Source organism: Haloarcula vallismortis ATCC 29715, from assembly GCF_000337775.1.
GTDB lineage: Archaea > Halobacteriota > Halobacteria > Halobacteriales > Haloarculaceae > Haloarcula > Haloarcula vallismortis.
Genome location: NZ_AOLQ01000042.1, coordinates 209,839 through 223,488 on the forward strand (window position 1 = coordinate 209,839; position 13,650 = coordinate 223,488).

Consider the following 13,650-nt stretch of genomic DNA (forward strand, 5'->3'; position numbering starts at 1 on the left):
AAACTACCAGAGGCTGGGACTCGATAGCACACACAAGCGATGGTAGAACACGGCTGGCACGAGGACGCGGTCATCTACACACTGGATGTAAAGACGTTCAACGACAGCGACGGCGACGGCTGGGGTGATTTCCAGGGCCTCATCGAGAAGCTCGATTACATCGACGACCTCGGCGCGACCTGTCTTTGGCTCCGCCCGTTCTATCCGAGCCCGCTCCGGGACAACGGTTACGACGTCGCCGACTACTACAGCGTCCACGACCGGATGGGGACGCTGGCGGACTTCCGGGAACTCACCGACCGCGCCCACGACCGCGGTATCCGCATCCTCACCGACCTCGTGTTCAACCATACCTCGACCGACCACGAGTGGTTCCAGCGTGCCCGAGAGGACCCCGACTCGAAGTACCACGACTACTATCTGTGGACCAGCCATCTCGATGACGCGTACAAGACCAGCAATATCTTCCCCGACCGCGAGGACGGCGTCTGGAGCTACGACGAGGCCGCCGGGAAGCACTACTTCCATCAGTTCTACCACCATCAGCCGGACCTCAACGTCGCCAACCCGACTGTCCGCGACGAAATCCACGACGTGATGCGCTTCTGGCTGGACCAGGGGGCCGACGGCTTCCGCATCGACGCTGCCCACCCGATGCTCCTTCCCAAGGGCCACAACGGAACGACCGAGGACATTGAGTTGTTCAAAGAGCTGAAACGCGTCGTCACGGCGGCGAAAGACCACGCCGTGCTAATCGCCGAGGCCGACGACCAGCCCGAGCATCTCGACTACTACTTCGGTGACGGCGAGGCGTTCGATCTCATGTTCAACTTTGTCTTGAACGCCCACATGGTGTACGGCGTCGGCGTCAGAGACACCTGGCCGCTCCACCGCGCGAACGAGGTCTTGCCGGACATCTCCGGGGTCGGCCAGTGGGCGAACTTCCTCCGGAACCACGACGAGTGGAACCTCCTGAAACTCCCCCACGAAGCGCTGGAGCACGCCCGTGAGTACTTCGGGCCCGACGACGGCTCCTCCTGGATTTTCGGTCGGGGTCACCGACTCCGACTCGCGGATCTCTTCGGTCATGACCACGACCGCATCGCGATGGCTCACAGCCTCCTCTTCGCGTATCCGGGGACGCCGGTGGTCCTCTCCGGTGACGAAATCGGCATGGGCTCGGACCTCTGGCTCGACGAGCGGGAATCGGTTCGCACGCCGATGCAGTGGGACGACAGCGAGAACGGCGGCTTCTCGACGGCCGACCGCGAGGACTGCTACAACCCACCCATCGTTGGAACCGAGTACAGCTTCGACAAAATCAACGTCGCCGACCAGCGCGACGACTCCGACTCGCTGCTATCACGCGTTAGCGACATCGTCGACGCCCGGACACGCAACACCGAACTAAGCGATGGCGACCTCCATCTGGCCGAATCGGGCCACAAAGATGTGCTCGTCCACCGCGTCGACACCGACGACACCGCGTTCATGTTCGCCCACAACTTCGCCGACGAGTACCGCGAATCCGTCCTCCAGTGGGAAGTCCCCGACGCCGACACCTCGCGGGAGCTCGGTGACGGCGGCTATCACATCGCGGACGGCGGCGTCACCTTCCTGCTGGACCCGTGTGACTACGTCTGGCTTCGCGGCGATAAGAGCGACTGGTAGGCGTCCCAAGGAAACTGCAAAATAGAACGCTTGCTCGCGGGGTCCGCCTGTTCGTTTCCGAGACGGCAACGCCGTCTCGCTGCTCGCGGGTCACTGCGTTCCCCGCTCGCTAAACCGAGGTCGCTCAGCGACCTCGCCACTCGCGCAGACACCGAGAGAGCAAGCTCTCTCGAGCCTTCGTTCGTAGCCTACCGGCTACTCACGAAGACGCTCGTAGATCAGCTGGTCGAGGTCCTCGCGGAGTTCGTCGACCTGCACTTCTTCGAGCACCGGGACGTAGAACCCTTCGACGAGCATGTTCTTCGCTCGCTCCGGGTCGACACCGCGGGAGGTCATGTAGAACATGTCCTCTTCGTCGACCTGCCCAACCGTCGCGGAGTGGGAGGCCTCGGTGTCGTGGTTGTTGATGATGAGCTTCGGCGACGCGTCGGCTTCGGAGTCATCGGAGAGCATGAGCGTGTTCTCACGCTGGTAGGATGACGTGTCCCATGCCTCGCGACCGACGTCCTGCACGCCCTCGTACACCGAGCGGGCGTCATCGTCGAGAACGCCGCGTGTGACGAGATCGGCGATGGTGTGTTCGGCCTCGTGCCAGACGCGGCTGGCGATGTCGAAGTGCTGGTCCTCGTGGCCGAAGAACGCACCCAGAATCTGGGATTCGGAAGAGTCGCCCAGCAGTCGGGTCTCGACGTTGGACTTGGTCAGGCGGGAGCCGATGTTGCCGTCGATCCAGTTGACCGTGGCGTAGGTGTCGGCGTGGCCGCGCTTGACCTGGAAGTTGTAGGTCTCCTCCGAGAGGTTCTGGAGCGCGCCGTACTGGACGTAGGCGTTCTCCTCGGCGACGACCTCGACGATACCGGAGTAGTACTGGTCGGCGTCGGTCGTCTCGCCCGTCTGCTGGCGCTCCAGAATCGTGACCGAGGAGGACTCCTCGGCGAGGACGAGCGTGTAGTTGAACAGCGACTGGCTGTTCATCGTCGTCCGAATCTTCACGTCCTCGGCGTCGACGCCCTCGGGGACGTAGACGACCGTTCCGGCCGAGAACAGGGCCGTCGACAGCGCAGTGAGGTAGTCCCGCTGCGGGTCGACGGTACTGCCGAAGTGCTCCTTGACGAGGTCCTCGTGGTCCGCAAGCGCCTCGCTCCAGGACAGCACCTCGACGCCCGCTGCGTCGACGCGGTCCTTGTCCTGTGCGTAGTCGAGCGGATCGACCAGCGACTCGTATTCGAGCGCGTCGAGGTTGGTCCAGGTTCGACCCGGCGTCCGGATGACGTCCGGCATGTCCAGCTCTTCGAGCGCTGCGAGTGCGTCCTTGCGTGTCTCCAGCAGCCACTCGGGCTCGCCGAGATCGTCTGAAATCTGTTCTACCTGGGCCTCTGTGAGATTGGCGTGTACCTGCGTACTCATGGTTATCCGAGCGACCCCTCCATCTCAAGCTCAATGAGGCGGTTCAGCTCAACGGCGTACTCAATCGGCAGTTCTTCCGTGATCGGCTCGATGAAGCCGGCGACGATCATCTGCTTTGCGTCGTCGTCGTCCAGTCCGCGGGACTGGAGGTAGAAGACGTCCTCGTCGCCGATCTTGCCGACGGTCGCCTCGTGGGCGACATCGACTTTGGACTCCTGAATCTCCATGTACGGCATCGTGTCCGACGTGGACTCGTTGTCGAACATCAGCGCGTCACATTCAACGGAGGTCGAGGAGTCTTCAGCACCGTCGGCAATGTGGACGAGGCCGCGGTAGTTCGTGCGGCCGCCGTCCTTGCTGATGGACTTGGACTCGATGGTGGACTTCGTCTCGGGGGCGTTGTGGTAGACCTTCGCGCCCGTGTCGATGTCCTGGCCCTCGCCGGCGAAGGCGATGGTGATGTGGTTGTCCGTCGCGCCGGGGCCCTTGAGAACGGTGGAGGGGTACAGCATCGTGGCCTTCGAGCCCATGCTGCCGGAGACCCACTCCATCGTGCCGTCGGCCTCGCAGATGGCGCGCTTGGTGTTGAGGTTGTACGTGTTCTTCGACCAGTTCTGGACGGTCGAGTACTGAACGTGTGCGTTCTCCTTGACGAACACTTCGACGCCGCCGGAGTGGAGATTGAACTCGGAGTACTTCGGGGCGGAACAGCCCTCGATGTAGTGAACCTCGGAGTTCTCCTCGGCGATGATGAGCGTGTGCTCGAACTGGCCCATGCCGTCGGAGTTCATGCGGAAGTACGCCTGGACCGGCATGTCGACCGTGGTGTCCTCGGGGACGTAGACGAACGACCCGCCGGACCAGATAGCGCCGTGCAGCGCTGCGAACTTGTTGTCGCTCGGCGGCACGGCCTTGGTCATGAAGTACTCTTTGAGGATATCTTCGTGTTCCTGGACGGCCTTGTCCATGTCACAGAAGATGACACCCTTCTCCTCCCAGCGTTCCTGCATGTTCTGGTAGACAATCTCGGACTCGTACTGCGCGCCGACGCCCGAGAGGGCGTTCTTCTCGGCTTCCGGGATGCCCAGTTTGTCGAAGGTGTCCTGAATCTCTTCGGGGAGGTCGTTCCAGTCGTCGACCCCGCCGCGTGTCTCGATGTCGGGACGGATGTACGGGACGATCTCGTCGACATCGACTTCGGAGAGGTCGGGCGCGCCTGGCCAGCCGTCCGGCATCGGCATTTCCTTGTACTGCTCGAGCGCGCGCAGGCGGCGTTCGAGCATCCATTCGGGCTCGTCCTTGTCTTCGGAGATGACCCGGATGGTCTCCTCCGTGAGGCCCTTTTCGGCTTCGAAGGCGGACTTTTCCTCCTTCTTGAACTCGAAGCGCTTCTCGGTGTCGGTCTCTTTGAGGTGGTCTTGATCTGAACTCATAGTGTGTGTAGTGTTATCGCTGTGTACGGAAGGGCGTTACGCGGCCTCGTAGGCTTCCTCTCGGACCCAGTCGTACCCCTCGTCTTCGAGCTTTTCGGCGAGTTCGGCACCGCCGGAGGTGGCGATCTGGCCGTCGAGCATCACGTGGACGTGGTCGGGTTCGACGTAGTCGAGGATACGCTGGTAGTGAGTGATCTGGAGGATGCCCGCGCCCTGCTCGTCACGGAGCGCGTTGATACCGTTGGAGACATCCTGCAGTCGGTCGATGTCCAGCCCGGAGTCAATCTCGTCGAGCACGGCGACCGAGGGCTCGAGGATCGCGGCCTGGAGGACTTCGTTTTGCTTCTTCTCGCCGCCCGAGAAGCCGGCGTTGAGATACCGGGACGCGAACTTCTCGTCCATATCTAGCTGCTCCATCTTCTCCTGGAGGATTTCCTGGAACTCGGCGACGCCGATTTCGCCTTCTTCGACGTCACCCTCCATCGGGGAGGTGTCGTAGCCGGCGGCGTCCTCGTTGGTGTCGCCACCTTCGGATTCGGCTTCTTCTTCGTCGTCGTCTTCGAACAGCTCTTCGCGCTCTTCGAGCTTGGCGTTGAGGGCCGTGCGGAGGAAGTTCACCATCGTGACGCCCTCAATCTCGGCCGGGTACTGGAAGCCGAGGAAGATGCCGAGCGCGGCGCGCTCGTTTGGTTCGAGGTCGAGCAGGTTCCAGGTGCGGAGGTCTTCCGGAATCTCCTCGTCCTCGCCGAATTCATCTTCTTCGAGGTGGATGAGTACTTCGCCGTCGGTTACCTCGTAGGCGGGATGGCCGGCGATGATCTTCGCCGTCGTCGACTTCCCCGAGCCGTTGGGACCCATCAGCGCGTGGATCTCGCCGGACTCGACTTCGAGGTCGACACCGCGAAGAATCGTCTCACCGTCCTCTTCTGCGACTTCTGCGTGGAGATTGTTGATTTCGAGTTTAGCCATAGGTATCTCTTAGGTCAACCGAAAGAAGGTACGTTTCACCCATGAAGCTTTCGCATTGCCGTGAACTCAACTTCAGTATATAGAAACAATATTTCCCACAGCAGCAAGCGCCCGCCGTCGGTGAGTTACATGAAGCTCCCGAGTCCCGTCTGTTCCTGCCCGGACTTGACCTCCTCCCAGGAGATGTCCATCGCCTCCAGAATCCGGGCAATCGGGCCTTTCAGCGTCTTATCGAGCATCTTGTCCCAGTCGATTTCGAACTCCTCGGGAATCTGGTCTGCGTACTCGAAGCAGATTACGTCTGGGTCCCGGCGGAACTCGCCGTACAGCGGGTCACGCTGGGGGTCCAGCCCTTCCTCTTCCTCAATGCGCTGGAAGAAGTCGGAGTGAACTCGGTCGAGGTACAGCCGCTTTGGCTTGGACCCGCTCTGGAAATTCGTTCCCAGCAGGAGGTTGGCGTACTTCGCGCCACGCACCTGTGCGGTGTCGGTATCGTAGTTGTCCAGCTTCTTCCCGATACCGCCGGGGATACCCACGTCGTCGTAGTTGACGTTGCCGTCCTGATAATCCTCGATGACATCGCTGACGTACTGCTTGATGGACTCGGCGTCCTCCCCGCGAACGATGCGGTCGATGACTTCCTTCTGGACCCGCTTCGTGATGGGGGCGATGTCCGAGCGCTGGTACTCGAAGCCCGTGATATCGATGTCGTCGACGTGTTTCCCCTCCTTCCAGACGATGTTGCCCGCGTAGCGCTTCTTTTTCCCCGCCTGGAAGAATCGACGGTAGAGCTTCTCGAACTCGATCTGGAAACGATGCTCGCTCGCGTTGAGCTCCTCCATCGCGAACTCGTCGTAAGAGGCGTTGATGGTCTCTTCCAGTTCGAACCCTTTCTGGATGGTCGTGGCGATAAGTTCGAGTTCGTCGTCGCCCATCTCGGGATGCTTCTCGCGCATCTCGTCGGTGATTTCAACATCGCCCTCAACGTCGTCGGGTCCGACATCACCGAGTTGGAGCATGACGGAGTCGGTGTCGCCGTAGACGACCTCGTACCCCTCGTTCGCGACGACCTCGTCAGTGTAGTCGATGACCTCCCGCCCGGTGGCGGTAACGGCGGCTCCCATCTCCTTGTCGTAGAGGCGGAAGCGGTCCCATCCCAAAACGCCGTATAAACTGTTCATTATCACCTTAACCGCCGCTTGCTGGCGGTCTAAGCGCCCATACTCTGGGTTTTCGGGATCGAATTCATTCCGCTGTTCCTTCTTTTCCTCTCGCTCGGTCAGCAGTTCGTCGACCATCTCCCGGATGACGCCGTCCGGTTCTTTCCGGAAGTGGGTGCCGTTGGGCGCGCGGTAGGTGTCGCCGTCGTACTGCTCGGGGTCGACTTTGGTCTCCGGGCTGGCGTTGGTCGTCACCATGCACATCGGATACAGCGACTTCAGGTCCAGCACGGTGACGTTCTCGCGGACGCCGGTGATGGGGTCGAAGACGGCCCCGCCCTCGTAGTCCTCGCTCTCCTGTTGGCCCTTCGACGGCAGTGCGAACTCGCCGTGGAGCTTGTGGAGGACGTACATGTCGACGGCGTCGCCCGGCGTCGTCGCGTCTTCCAGCTTGCAACCGACGAAGGTGCGGACTTCGTCCCAGAAGTCGATGATGTCCTGCTCGCGGTCGAGTTCGACACACAGCTCCACGTCCCGGAGGTTGTACTCCAGTAGCTGCTCGGGGTCCTGTTCCCAGAGATCGCCGATGTCACCGGTGTAGCGCTCCTTGCCGACGCCGAGTTCCTGCTCGCCGACGGCGTCGAGCCGGTAGGATTCGAGTTCGGTGAACTGGGTGCGCTTGTAGGCATAGAGGAGGTCGAAGACGACACGGCCCTTGATGTCCGGGCCGCCCCAGCCCGAGCGCCAGACCTCGTCGACCCGCGAGAGGCGGTCTATCTCGAGGTCGAAGTCGTGGTTGTAGCTCTGGAGTTCCTCCAGCCGGTCGAGGAAGTACGGCGCGTCGAAGTCGTCGAAGTTCCAGCCCGTCAGCACGTCCGGGTCGGTGTCGACGATGTAGTCGACGAAGGCCTCCAGCATGGCCTCCTCCTCGTCGAAGACACGCACGTCCGCCTCGAAATCCTCCCGAATCGGATCGTAGCCGGCCAGCGCTTCGGGGCCGTCGATGCCGTCGGGGGACTCGTACAGCCAGACGACGTACTCGTCGCGGTAGGAGTCGTGGGAGGTGAGACAGATGATCGGCTCCTCGCCGTCCTCGGGGAACCCCTGTCTGTCATCGACCTCGATGTCGAAAGTGTTGACCCGCGGCTCGGCGTGAGCCTCGACCGGCTGAACCTCCTCGTGGTGGACCTTCAGGCTGCCGTCGTCGAGTTCGCGGGCGGGGATGCGTACGCCACTCGTGATGTCTTTGTCGATGAGCAGGCGGTTGGGGAAGAGAATATCGGCCTCGTAGTGGTCGAAGTCATCACGAATCTGGCCCACGTCACGGGGTGTCTGGCCGAATATCTTCGTCAGGCGCTCGCCCCGAATGGACTCGTAGGGCTCGCCGTCCTCGTCGGCTTCTTTCCACCCGGTAATACTGTCGTACTGGCGAAGCGCGTCCTCGGTGACGCTGTCGGTCGGCGCATAAAAGTAGGGTTTGAACTCGAAGACCCGCGCGTGAACCGGCTCGTTGTCGTCAGTGCGCCCGAAGACGTGGACGACCGGGAACTCGTCGTCGCCCTGCCCCTCGATGGTGTAGTCGACCTGCGTGACGACGAACTCGACGGTCTCCTCGACCGGCGGGAACTGGCGCTTGTCGAGGTCAACGACGCTCGTCCCGCCGGTATCGCTCCCGCCGTTGCCCGCGATGGCTGCCGCTTCGTCGGCGACCGGGCGGTCCTCCTCCGCATCTTGCTCAAAGTCCCCCAGCGTGCCCTGGGTCCCGTCACTCATTCTTGGCCTTGTTTCGAGATGCCGCATAAAAACACCGGCGGTCGACGGGGTATTGCCACAGGCAGAAAGTATATGCCATCAAGTAACATACCCAAGTTTGACGGCCAATGTCGCACCACGCATCCCCCCACGGCGAGGCGGATAGGTCCGAAGAACTGCGGTCGGAGCCGGCGCTCCCGGACGCCATCCAGACGACCGAGACCTACGAGACCGAGGAGGGAACAGTGTTTTACGATGCAGAGAACCCGCTCGCGTGGCTACAGACTGATACGGCGCTGACCCTACAGGAGATCGCCTGACAGGAAGTACTTTTAGTGTCCACGCGTCGTAGCTAGTGTGATGGACATCCCCGGCGAGGACGACCCGAACGAGAGCAGCAGCGTCCTCTCGGAAAAGAGCAAGTACGAGCCAGATGAGTTCGACCCGGAGAGCCTCGGCCCGGACGTTCCGTCACCATCGGACGGCGGTTACAGCGGCGATGCCACGGGGCTGTTCGTCAGGCTCGTCATCGTGTTCAACGTCGCACTGCTCGCGCTCTCGCTCGGGCCGATGCTGGCCTACTTCGAGGGGCAGGTCGACCTCGGGGTCAGGATATTCCTCGTCGGCGTCATCGCCTTCGGCTACGGGACGTTTCGGTACATCCAGTTCGAACGGGAGCGAAAATCAGACGACGGCGGGACCGAGGCGGCCGAAACAGCGGCGAATCAGCCCGACGCCACGGAGTCGAACGACCACAACGGCTAACCGGCCCGGTCTGCTACAAACGGCCATATGCGTACTGTGCGGGATGACGACGGCACGCGGTACTTACTGCTGAAGGAGTCTACCGAATCGAGTCTGGTCCGGGACCCCGAAACCGGCGAGCAGCGCCACGTCCCGAAGGCCGACCTCGAACCAATCGACGGCGAGTCACCGCTGACCACCGCTGCCGGAGCCGTTCCCGACGCCGCCCGTCAAGTCGTTACTGCGGCCCACGATGACCGTGCGCTGGGCTTGCTCGTGGAACTCGACAAGCGCGGGCCGCTCTCCGTGGCGGAACTGCTCTCTGCGTACGACCTCTGTGAGAGCGACCTGCACGGCCTGCTGGCCGAGTTCCGCGCCGCCGGCCTGCTTACCGAGGCCACAGTCCACGGCCAGCGGGGCTACGACACGACCGAAACGGCCAGCGATGGGCTGGCGCATCTGTACCGCTGAGGTCTGTCCACCGTCGTTACTGCGGTCAGGCCAGTTCCGCGACCGTCGCTTCGACCTGCTCGACCCGCGAGCGGTTTGTCGTAGCGTCCTTTTCCACACGGACGAGGTCGTCGGCCGCGCCGACCAGTTCCTCGTCGTGGCTGACAACGAGAATCTGCTCGACGCCGACCTCGTCGCGCATATACTCCACGAGATCCAGCAGTTGGGTGACGTGACCTGAGTCGAGGAACACCGTCGGTTCGTCGAGGATGAGCGGCGGCATCGGTGCGGCACCCTCGATGCCCTCCGCGAGCAGGCGATAGATGGCACACCGCAGACTGAGGTTGAACAGCGCGCGCTCGCCGCCGGAGAGCTGTTCGGGCTCCAGCGGTTCGCCGTCCTTCTGGTACACCGTCAGCTGGTACTGGCCATCTAATTCGATGTGGGAGTACGAGTCGTTCTGGTACACCAGGTCGAACGTCTGATTGAGCATCCGTTCGAGCGTCTCGACGTTGCGCTGTCGTAGCTCCGCCCGAAGCGTCCCGTACATCTCCTGTAGCTCTTCGGTCTCGTCGTACAGCGTTTCGAGCTTTTCGAGGGTCGCTTCGAGATCTTCACGCCGGTCCCGCAGCGATTCCAGCTCCTCGATTTCGTTCGTGACGCCGCCGATGGCGTTTTGCAGTTCATCGCGCTGTTCGCGTTTCTCCGCCAGCGCCTCCTCGGCCTGCTCGATGTACTTTTTCGCGCGCTGCTTCTCGTTGCGGGCCTCTTCGATTCGTTTCTCGTCGAACGACTCCGCGAGGTCCTGCTTGCGTTCGCGCTTCTCTGCGAGCTGGTCGCGGCGCTGGTCGTTCAGTTCGGCCTGTTGCGTACGCTTCTCGCGCAGGCGTTCGATGTCGTCGTCGCAGTCGTCGATATCACCCAGTAGGTCCTCGACTCGCTCCAGCTGCTTGATCGATTGTTTGACCTGCTGGCGCTCCTGATTACACTCGGCGACGACCGACCGACAGTTCTCGGCCTGCTCACGGGCTTCGGCTGCTTTCTCGCGTTTCGTCTCTGCTTCGGACTCGTGTTCTGCTGCTTCCTCGCAGAGCGTCTCGATGCGCTCCTGGTCCGCGTCCAGTCCGTCTTCCTTCTCCTCGACCAGTTGAACGATGTTCGAGCGGTTGTTCTCGAGCGTCGATAGCTCGTCCGCTGTCTCGACCAGCTCCGCCGCCGTCTCGTGTTTCGATTCAAAGTCTGAAACGTTCTCACGGGCGTCCGCGAGCGTCCCCTCGAGCTCCGAAATCCGCTCGCGGTCGGCCTCGATGGAGTCGACGTGCGGTGACTCGGCCACGTCCTGCCCGCATTCGGGGCACTTGCCGGCTTCCAGCAGCGCCTCGGCCTCCGCGAGCGAGTCGCGCTCGTTCTCCAGTTTCGTCTCCAGTTCGGTCGCCCGCTGTCGGGCCTCTTCGAGGTCGCTGGCGACGGACTCTTTGTACGACCGTGCCCCCTCGCGGTCGGTCGGTGCGTTCTCGAACTCGGCTTCGAGCGCGGCGATCTGTTCGTCGATGTCGCTAATCTGCTCCCGGCGCTGGGCGATGGTCTCCCGCGCGGATTCGAGGTCAGATTCGAGTTCGTCGGCTTCCTCGCGCTTCTCTTCGGCTCGAGATTCGAGGTCCGCGGCGCTCTCGGCCAGCGCGTCGGCCGTGCTGCTGTGCTCCTTCGCGTCGACGCGCTGGTCCTCGATTCGGCTCTGCAGTTCGTCGTCGCGAGACTGGAGGTCCGCGAGTCGCATCTCGACGGTTTCGGGGGTTGGCTCCGAACTTTCGAGATCCGTTTCCGCGAGCGTTTCTGAAAGGTCCTCCCGCAGCGACTCCTGCCGATCCTGTAGATCACTGATCTGCTCTTTGAGCTTGGTTCGCTCCGTCTCCGTCTCTGTGATGGTCGCCTCCAGCTCTTCGATATCGTCTTCCAGCGCCGACAGCTCCTCGCGTTTCTCCTCGTACTCCTCGAGGACGGACTCAGCACGGGTGAGCGTCTCCTCGGCGGTGCCCTTCTGTTCCTCGATGTGCTCGATCTCGTCTTGCAGTTCAGATTCCTTCGTTTCGAGGCTATTTAGCCGCTCGTGGAGGTCTTTCTGTTCTTTCTCCTGAATCTGCTCGTCGAGCTGTGAGAGCGCACCTTGTTTGTCATCACGGACGCGTCCGACGCCGACGCGGGCGTCGCTGGCTCGCTCACGATACTCCTCCAGTTTCCCCAGTTGCAGGAGGTCATCAAGCATGTCCTGCCGGGCGCTGGGGGAAGCGTTGATGAGCTTGTTCACCTCGCCCTGACGGACGTAAGCACAGTTGACGAACGCCTCGCTGTCCATCCGCAGGAGCTCCGTAATTCGTCGGCGCACATCGCGCGCCCCTTCGTAGTTCCCGTCGGGTGTCTCCAAGACGCACTTCGCGGTCGTCGGCTGGGAGCCCGTCGCTCGAACCCGACGCGTGAGGTGGTAGTCGCCGCCGGCGTGGGAAAACCACAGTTCGACAGTGCAGTCGTCGGCCCCGATGGTGACCACGTCACCGAGATTCTCATCCAGCGCTTTCGAGCCGTACAGCGCGAAGAAACAGGCCTCAAGCAGGGAAGACTTCCCACTCCCGTTGAGTCCGTGGATGATTGTCACGCCGTTGTCCAGCCGCAGGTCGGCATCATCGTAGCACTTGAAATTGGATAGCTTGACGCGTTGGAATCTCATTGTGTGGCCTCCATTAGAGGAACTCCTCGACGCTCGCCTGGCTCTCGCTGTCGGTACCATCTGCTTCGTTCACTGGTGCTCCGTCGGTGTCATCCCCGCTTGCGCTCGCGGTGGCGTCGGTGTCAGATGCGCTATCGCTCGCAGCCGCTTCTGCGTCGGCTGCAAGGGCAGCAGAGTCATCCGAAAGCAGTTCACGCACGTGCCGTTCGACCTCGTCTTTGACGTTCGCGTCGGCGACTTTCGAGGCGCGAATCGTCTCGTCGATGTCGTGGGCAGCCTCGCTCAGTCCGAGGTCGCGGACGCGCTCGGTGACGGCGTCGTCGGGGTCGGCGAAGCTGATCTCCGTTTCTCGCTCCTCGGCCGTGATTTCCCGGTGGTCGGTGACCCGGGCCACGAGCGCGCCCTGGTCCAGCGCGAACGATTCAACGCTGGCCGGCGTAACTGGGTCGCCGTCGCCGCTGATAGAGACGATGACAACGGCCTCCTCCAGATCGTGCTGGCCGACGCGACTCCGAACCCGTTCGACGCCCTCCTCGGGCCCGAGGTCCACGTCGACGAAGACGAACTCGCGAGTGTCGAGACCGCGACGGGTGATACGGACCTCGTCGTCGAAGGTGACGATGTTGTAGCCGCGGTCCTCGCGCTCGCTCGCGCTCGCGCGCTCGGTCGACCCGCAGTAGGTGACCCAGGCGTCCTCGACCTGCTGTTTGCCGGGGTCGTGGTTGTCGCCGAGCAACAGCGCGTCGAAGGTCACCGACGACTCAGTGAGTATCTCCGCAGCGTCCCAGTCGCCGTAATCGAAGGGCTGGAACAGGCCGTGGGTGACAAGCGCGGCGCTGTCCGCGTCGTGGGGAGCAAAGTCGTAGTCGAGGTCGTCGCGCTGGGAGCGCGGGACGAAATCGAGGCCGTAGAAGGCGGTGTCGCCGATGACTGTCGGCTCGTCGCCGAGGCGCGTCGCCAGGCCAAGCGATTCGTACAGGTCGAGCCACTGTGCGTCCCGCTTTGCCTCGTGGTTGCCCACGACGGCAAGAAACGGAATATCAGCTTCGGAGAGTTCTTCCAGAACGCTCAACGTGCCCATGATGTCCGCAAGCGCCGGGCGGCGGTCGTGAAAGAGGTCACCCGCGTGGACGACGGCGTCAGCGTCGTCCGCGATGGCGTCTCGGACCACCTGCCGGAACGCACCGAGGAAGTCGTCCCGTCGGTCGGGGACGTTGTACTGCTGATACCCGACGTGGGTATCGCCGGTGTGTATCACCCGTGTCATTTGCCCACCTGTAAGCCAGCGCTACCTAAAGGGGTATCGTGAGCGGAGTGAAAGTGGTCGACAGGACTATGATCG

General features: G+C 62.4%; 10 protein-coding genes. 4 read left to right on the forward strand and 6 right to left on the reverse strand.

The window, feature by feature from the left end; translation table 11 throughout:
• Window positions 1-39 precede the first annotated feature (39 nt).
• The gene (locus tag C437_RS11675) at window positions 40-1,671 is read left to right on the forward strand and encodes an alpha-amylase family protein (protein ID WP_004517164.1); all 1,632 of its coding nucleotides are present in this window, start codon (window positions 40-42) and stop codon (window positions 1,669-1,671) included.
• Window positions 1,672-1,866: 195 nt separating this feature from the next.
• On the opposite strand, the gene sufD is transcribed toward C437_RS11675, so the two are convergent.
• From sufD to C437_RS11695, 4 genes are all read right to left on the reverse strand, one after another.
• Window positions 1,867-3,078: a Fe-S cluster assembly protein SufD gene (gene sufD, locus C437_RS11680; RefSeq protein WP_004517165.1), complete on the reverse strand. Its 1,212-nt coding sequence runs from the start codon at window positions 3,076-3,078 to the stop codon at window positions 1,867-1,869.
• Window positions 3,079-3,080: 2 nt separating this feature from the next.
• Window positions 3,081-4,511, reverse strand: coding sequence for a Fe-S cluster assembly protein SufB (gene sufB, locus C437_RS11685; protein WP_004517166.1), 1,431 nt, complete (start codon window positions 4,509-4,511; stop codon window positions 3,081-3,083).
• Between the two features lie 36 nt (window positions 4,512-4,547).
• A complete protein-coding gene (locus C437_RS11690) occupies window positions 4,548-5,480 on the reverse strand; it encodes an ABC transporter ATP-binding protein (protein ID WP_004517167.1) in 933 nt (310 codons plus the stop codon).
• 125 nt (window positions 5,481-5,605) lie between these two features.
• Entirely contained in the window at window positions 5,606-8,413 is a 2,808-nt protein-coding gene (locus C437_RS11695; RefSeq protein WP_004517168.1) for a DNA-directed DNA polymerase, read from the reverse strand.
• A gap of 107 nt (window positions 8,414-8,520) precedes the next feature.
• Here C437_RS11695 and C437_RS11700 point away from each other — a divergent pair, with 107 nt between their 5' ends.
• From C437_RS11700 to C437_RS11710, 3 genes are read left to right on the forward strand one after another with little or no spacing between them, the layout of a single operon-like run.
• Window positions 8,521-8,712 (forward strand): DUF7331 family protein, encoded by a 192-nt coding sequence (locus C437_RS11700; RefSeq protein WP_004517169.1) that lies wholly within the window; start codon window positions 8,521-8,523, stop codon window positions 8,710-8,712.
• 40 nt (window positions 8,713-8,752) lie between these two features.
• On the forward strand, window positions 8,753-9,157 hold the full coding sequence (locus C437_RS11705) for a DUF7322 domain-containing protein (RefSeq protein ID WP_004517170.1): 405 nt from the start codon (window positions 8,753-8,755) through the stop codon (window positions 9,155-9,157).
• A 27-nt stretch (window positions 9,158-9,184) separates the two neighbouring features.
• A complete protein-coding gene (locus tag C437_RS11710; RefSeq protein WP_004517171.1) occupies window positions 9,185-9,607 on the forward strand; it encodes a DUF7346 family protein in 423 nt (140 codons plus the stop codon).
• 25 nt (window positions 9,608-9,632) lie between these two features.
• Here the strand turns inward: C437_RS11710 and rad50 are convergent, their stop codons facing one another.
• Both rad50 and mre11 read right to left on the reverse strand, forming a co-directional pair.
• Entirely contained in the window at window positions 9,633-12,308 is a 2,676-nt protein-coding gene (gene rad50, locus C437_RS11715; protein ID WP_004517172.1) for a DNA double-strand break repair ATPase Rad50, read from the reverse strand.
• Window positions 12,309-12,321: 13 nt separating this feature from the next.
• Window positions 12,322-13,575 carry a DNA double-strand break repair protein Mre11 gene (gene mre11, locus C437_RS11720; protein ID WP_004517173.1) on the reverse strand — a complete coding sequence of 418 codons (1,254 nt, stop codon included), beginning with the start codon at window positions 13,573-13,575 and terminating at the stop codon, window positions 12,322-12,324.
• Window positions 13,576-13,650: the final 75 nt, after the last annotated feature.

Excerpts from the sequence above, each read along its gene's own strand:
- C437_RS11700 (WP_004517169.1), top strand. The coding sequence starts at position 8,521 with ATGTCGCACCACGCATCCCCCCACGGCGAGGCGGATAGGTCCGAAGAA.
- sufB (WP_004517166.1), bottom strand. The coding sequence starts at position 4,511 with ATGAGTTCAGATCAAGACCACCTCAAAGAGACCGACACCGAGAAGCGC.
- sufD (WP_004517165.1), bottom strand. The coding sequence starts at position 3,078 with ATGAGTACGCAGGTACACGCCAATCTCACAGAGGCCCAGGTAGAACAG.
- C437_RS11710 (WP_004517171.1), top strand. The coding sequence starts at position 9,185 with ATGCGTACTGTGCGGGATGACGACGGCACGCGGTACTTACTGCTGAAG.
- rad50 (WP_004517172.1), bottom strand. The coding sequence starts at position 12,308 with ATGAGATTCCAACGCGTCAAGCTATCCAATTTCAAGTGCTACGATGAT.
- C437_RS11675 (WP_004517164.1), top strand. The coding sequence starts at position 40 with ATGGTAGAACACGGCTGGCACGAGGACGCGGTCATCTACACACTGGAT.
- mre11 (WP_004517173.1), bottom strand. The coding sequence starts at position 13,575 with ATGACACGGGTGATACACACCGGCGATACCCACGTCGGGTATCAGCAG.
- C437_RS11690 (WP_004517167.1), bottom strand. The coding sequence starts at position 5,480 with ATGGCTAAACTCGAAATCAACAATCTCCACGCAGAAGTCGCAGAAGAG.
- C437_RS11705 (WP_004517170.1), top strand. The coding sequence starts at position 8,753 with ATGGACATCCCCGGCGAGGACGACCCGAACGAGAGCAGCAGCGTCCTC.
- C437_RS11695 (WP_004517168.1), bottom strand. The coding sequence starts at position 8,413 with ATGAGTGACGGGACCCAGGGCACGCTGGGGGACTTTGAGCAAGATGCG.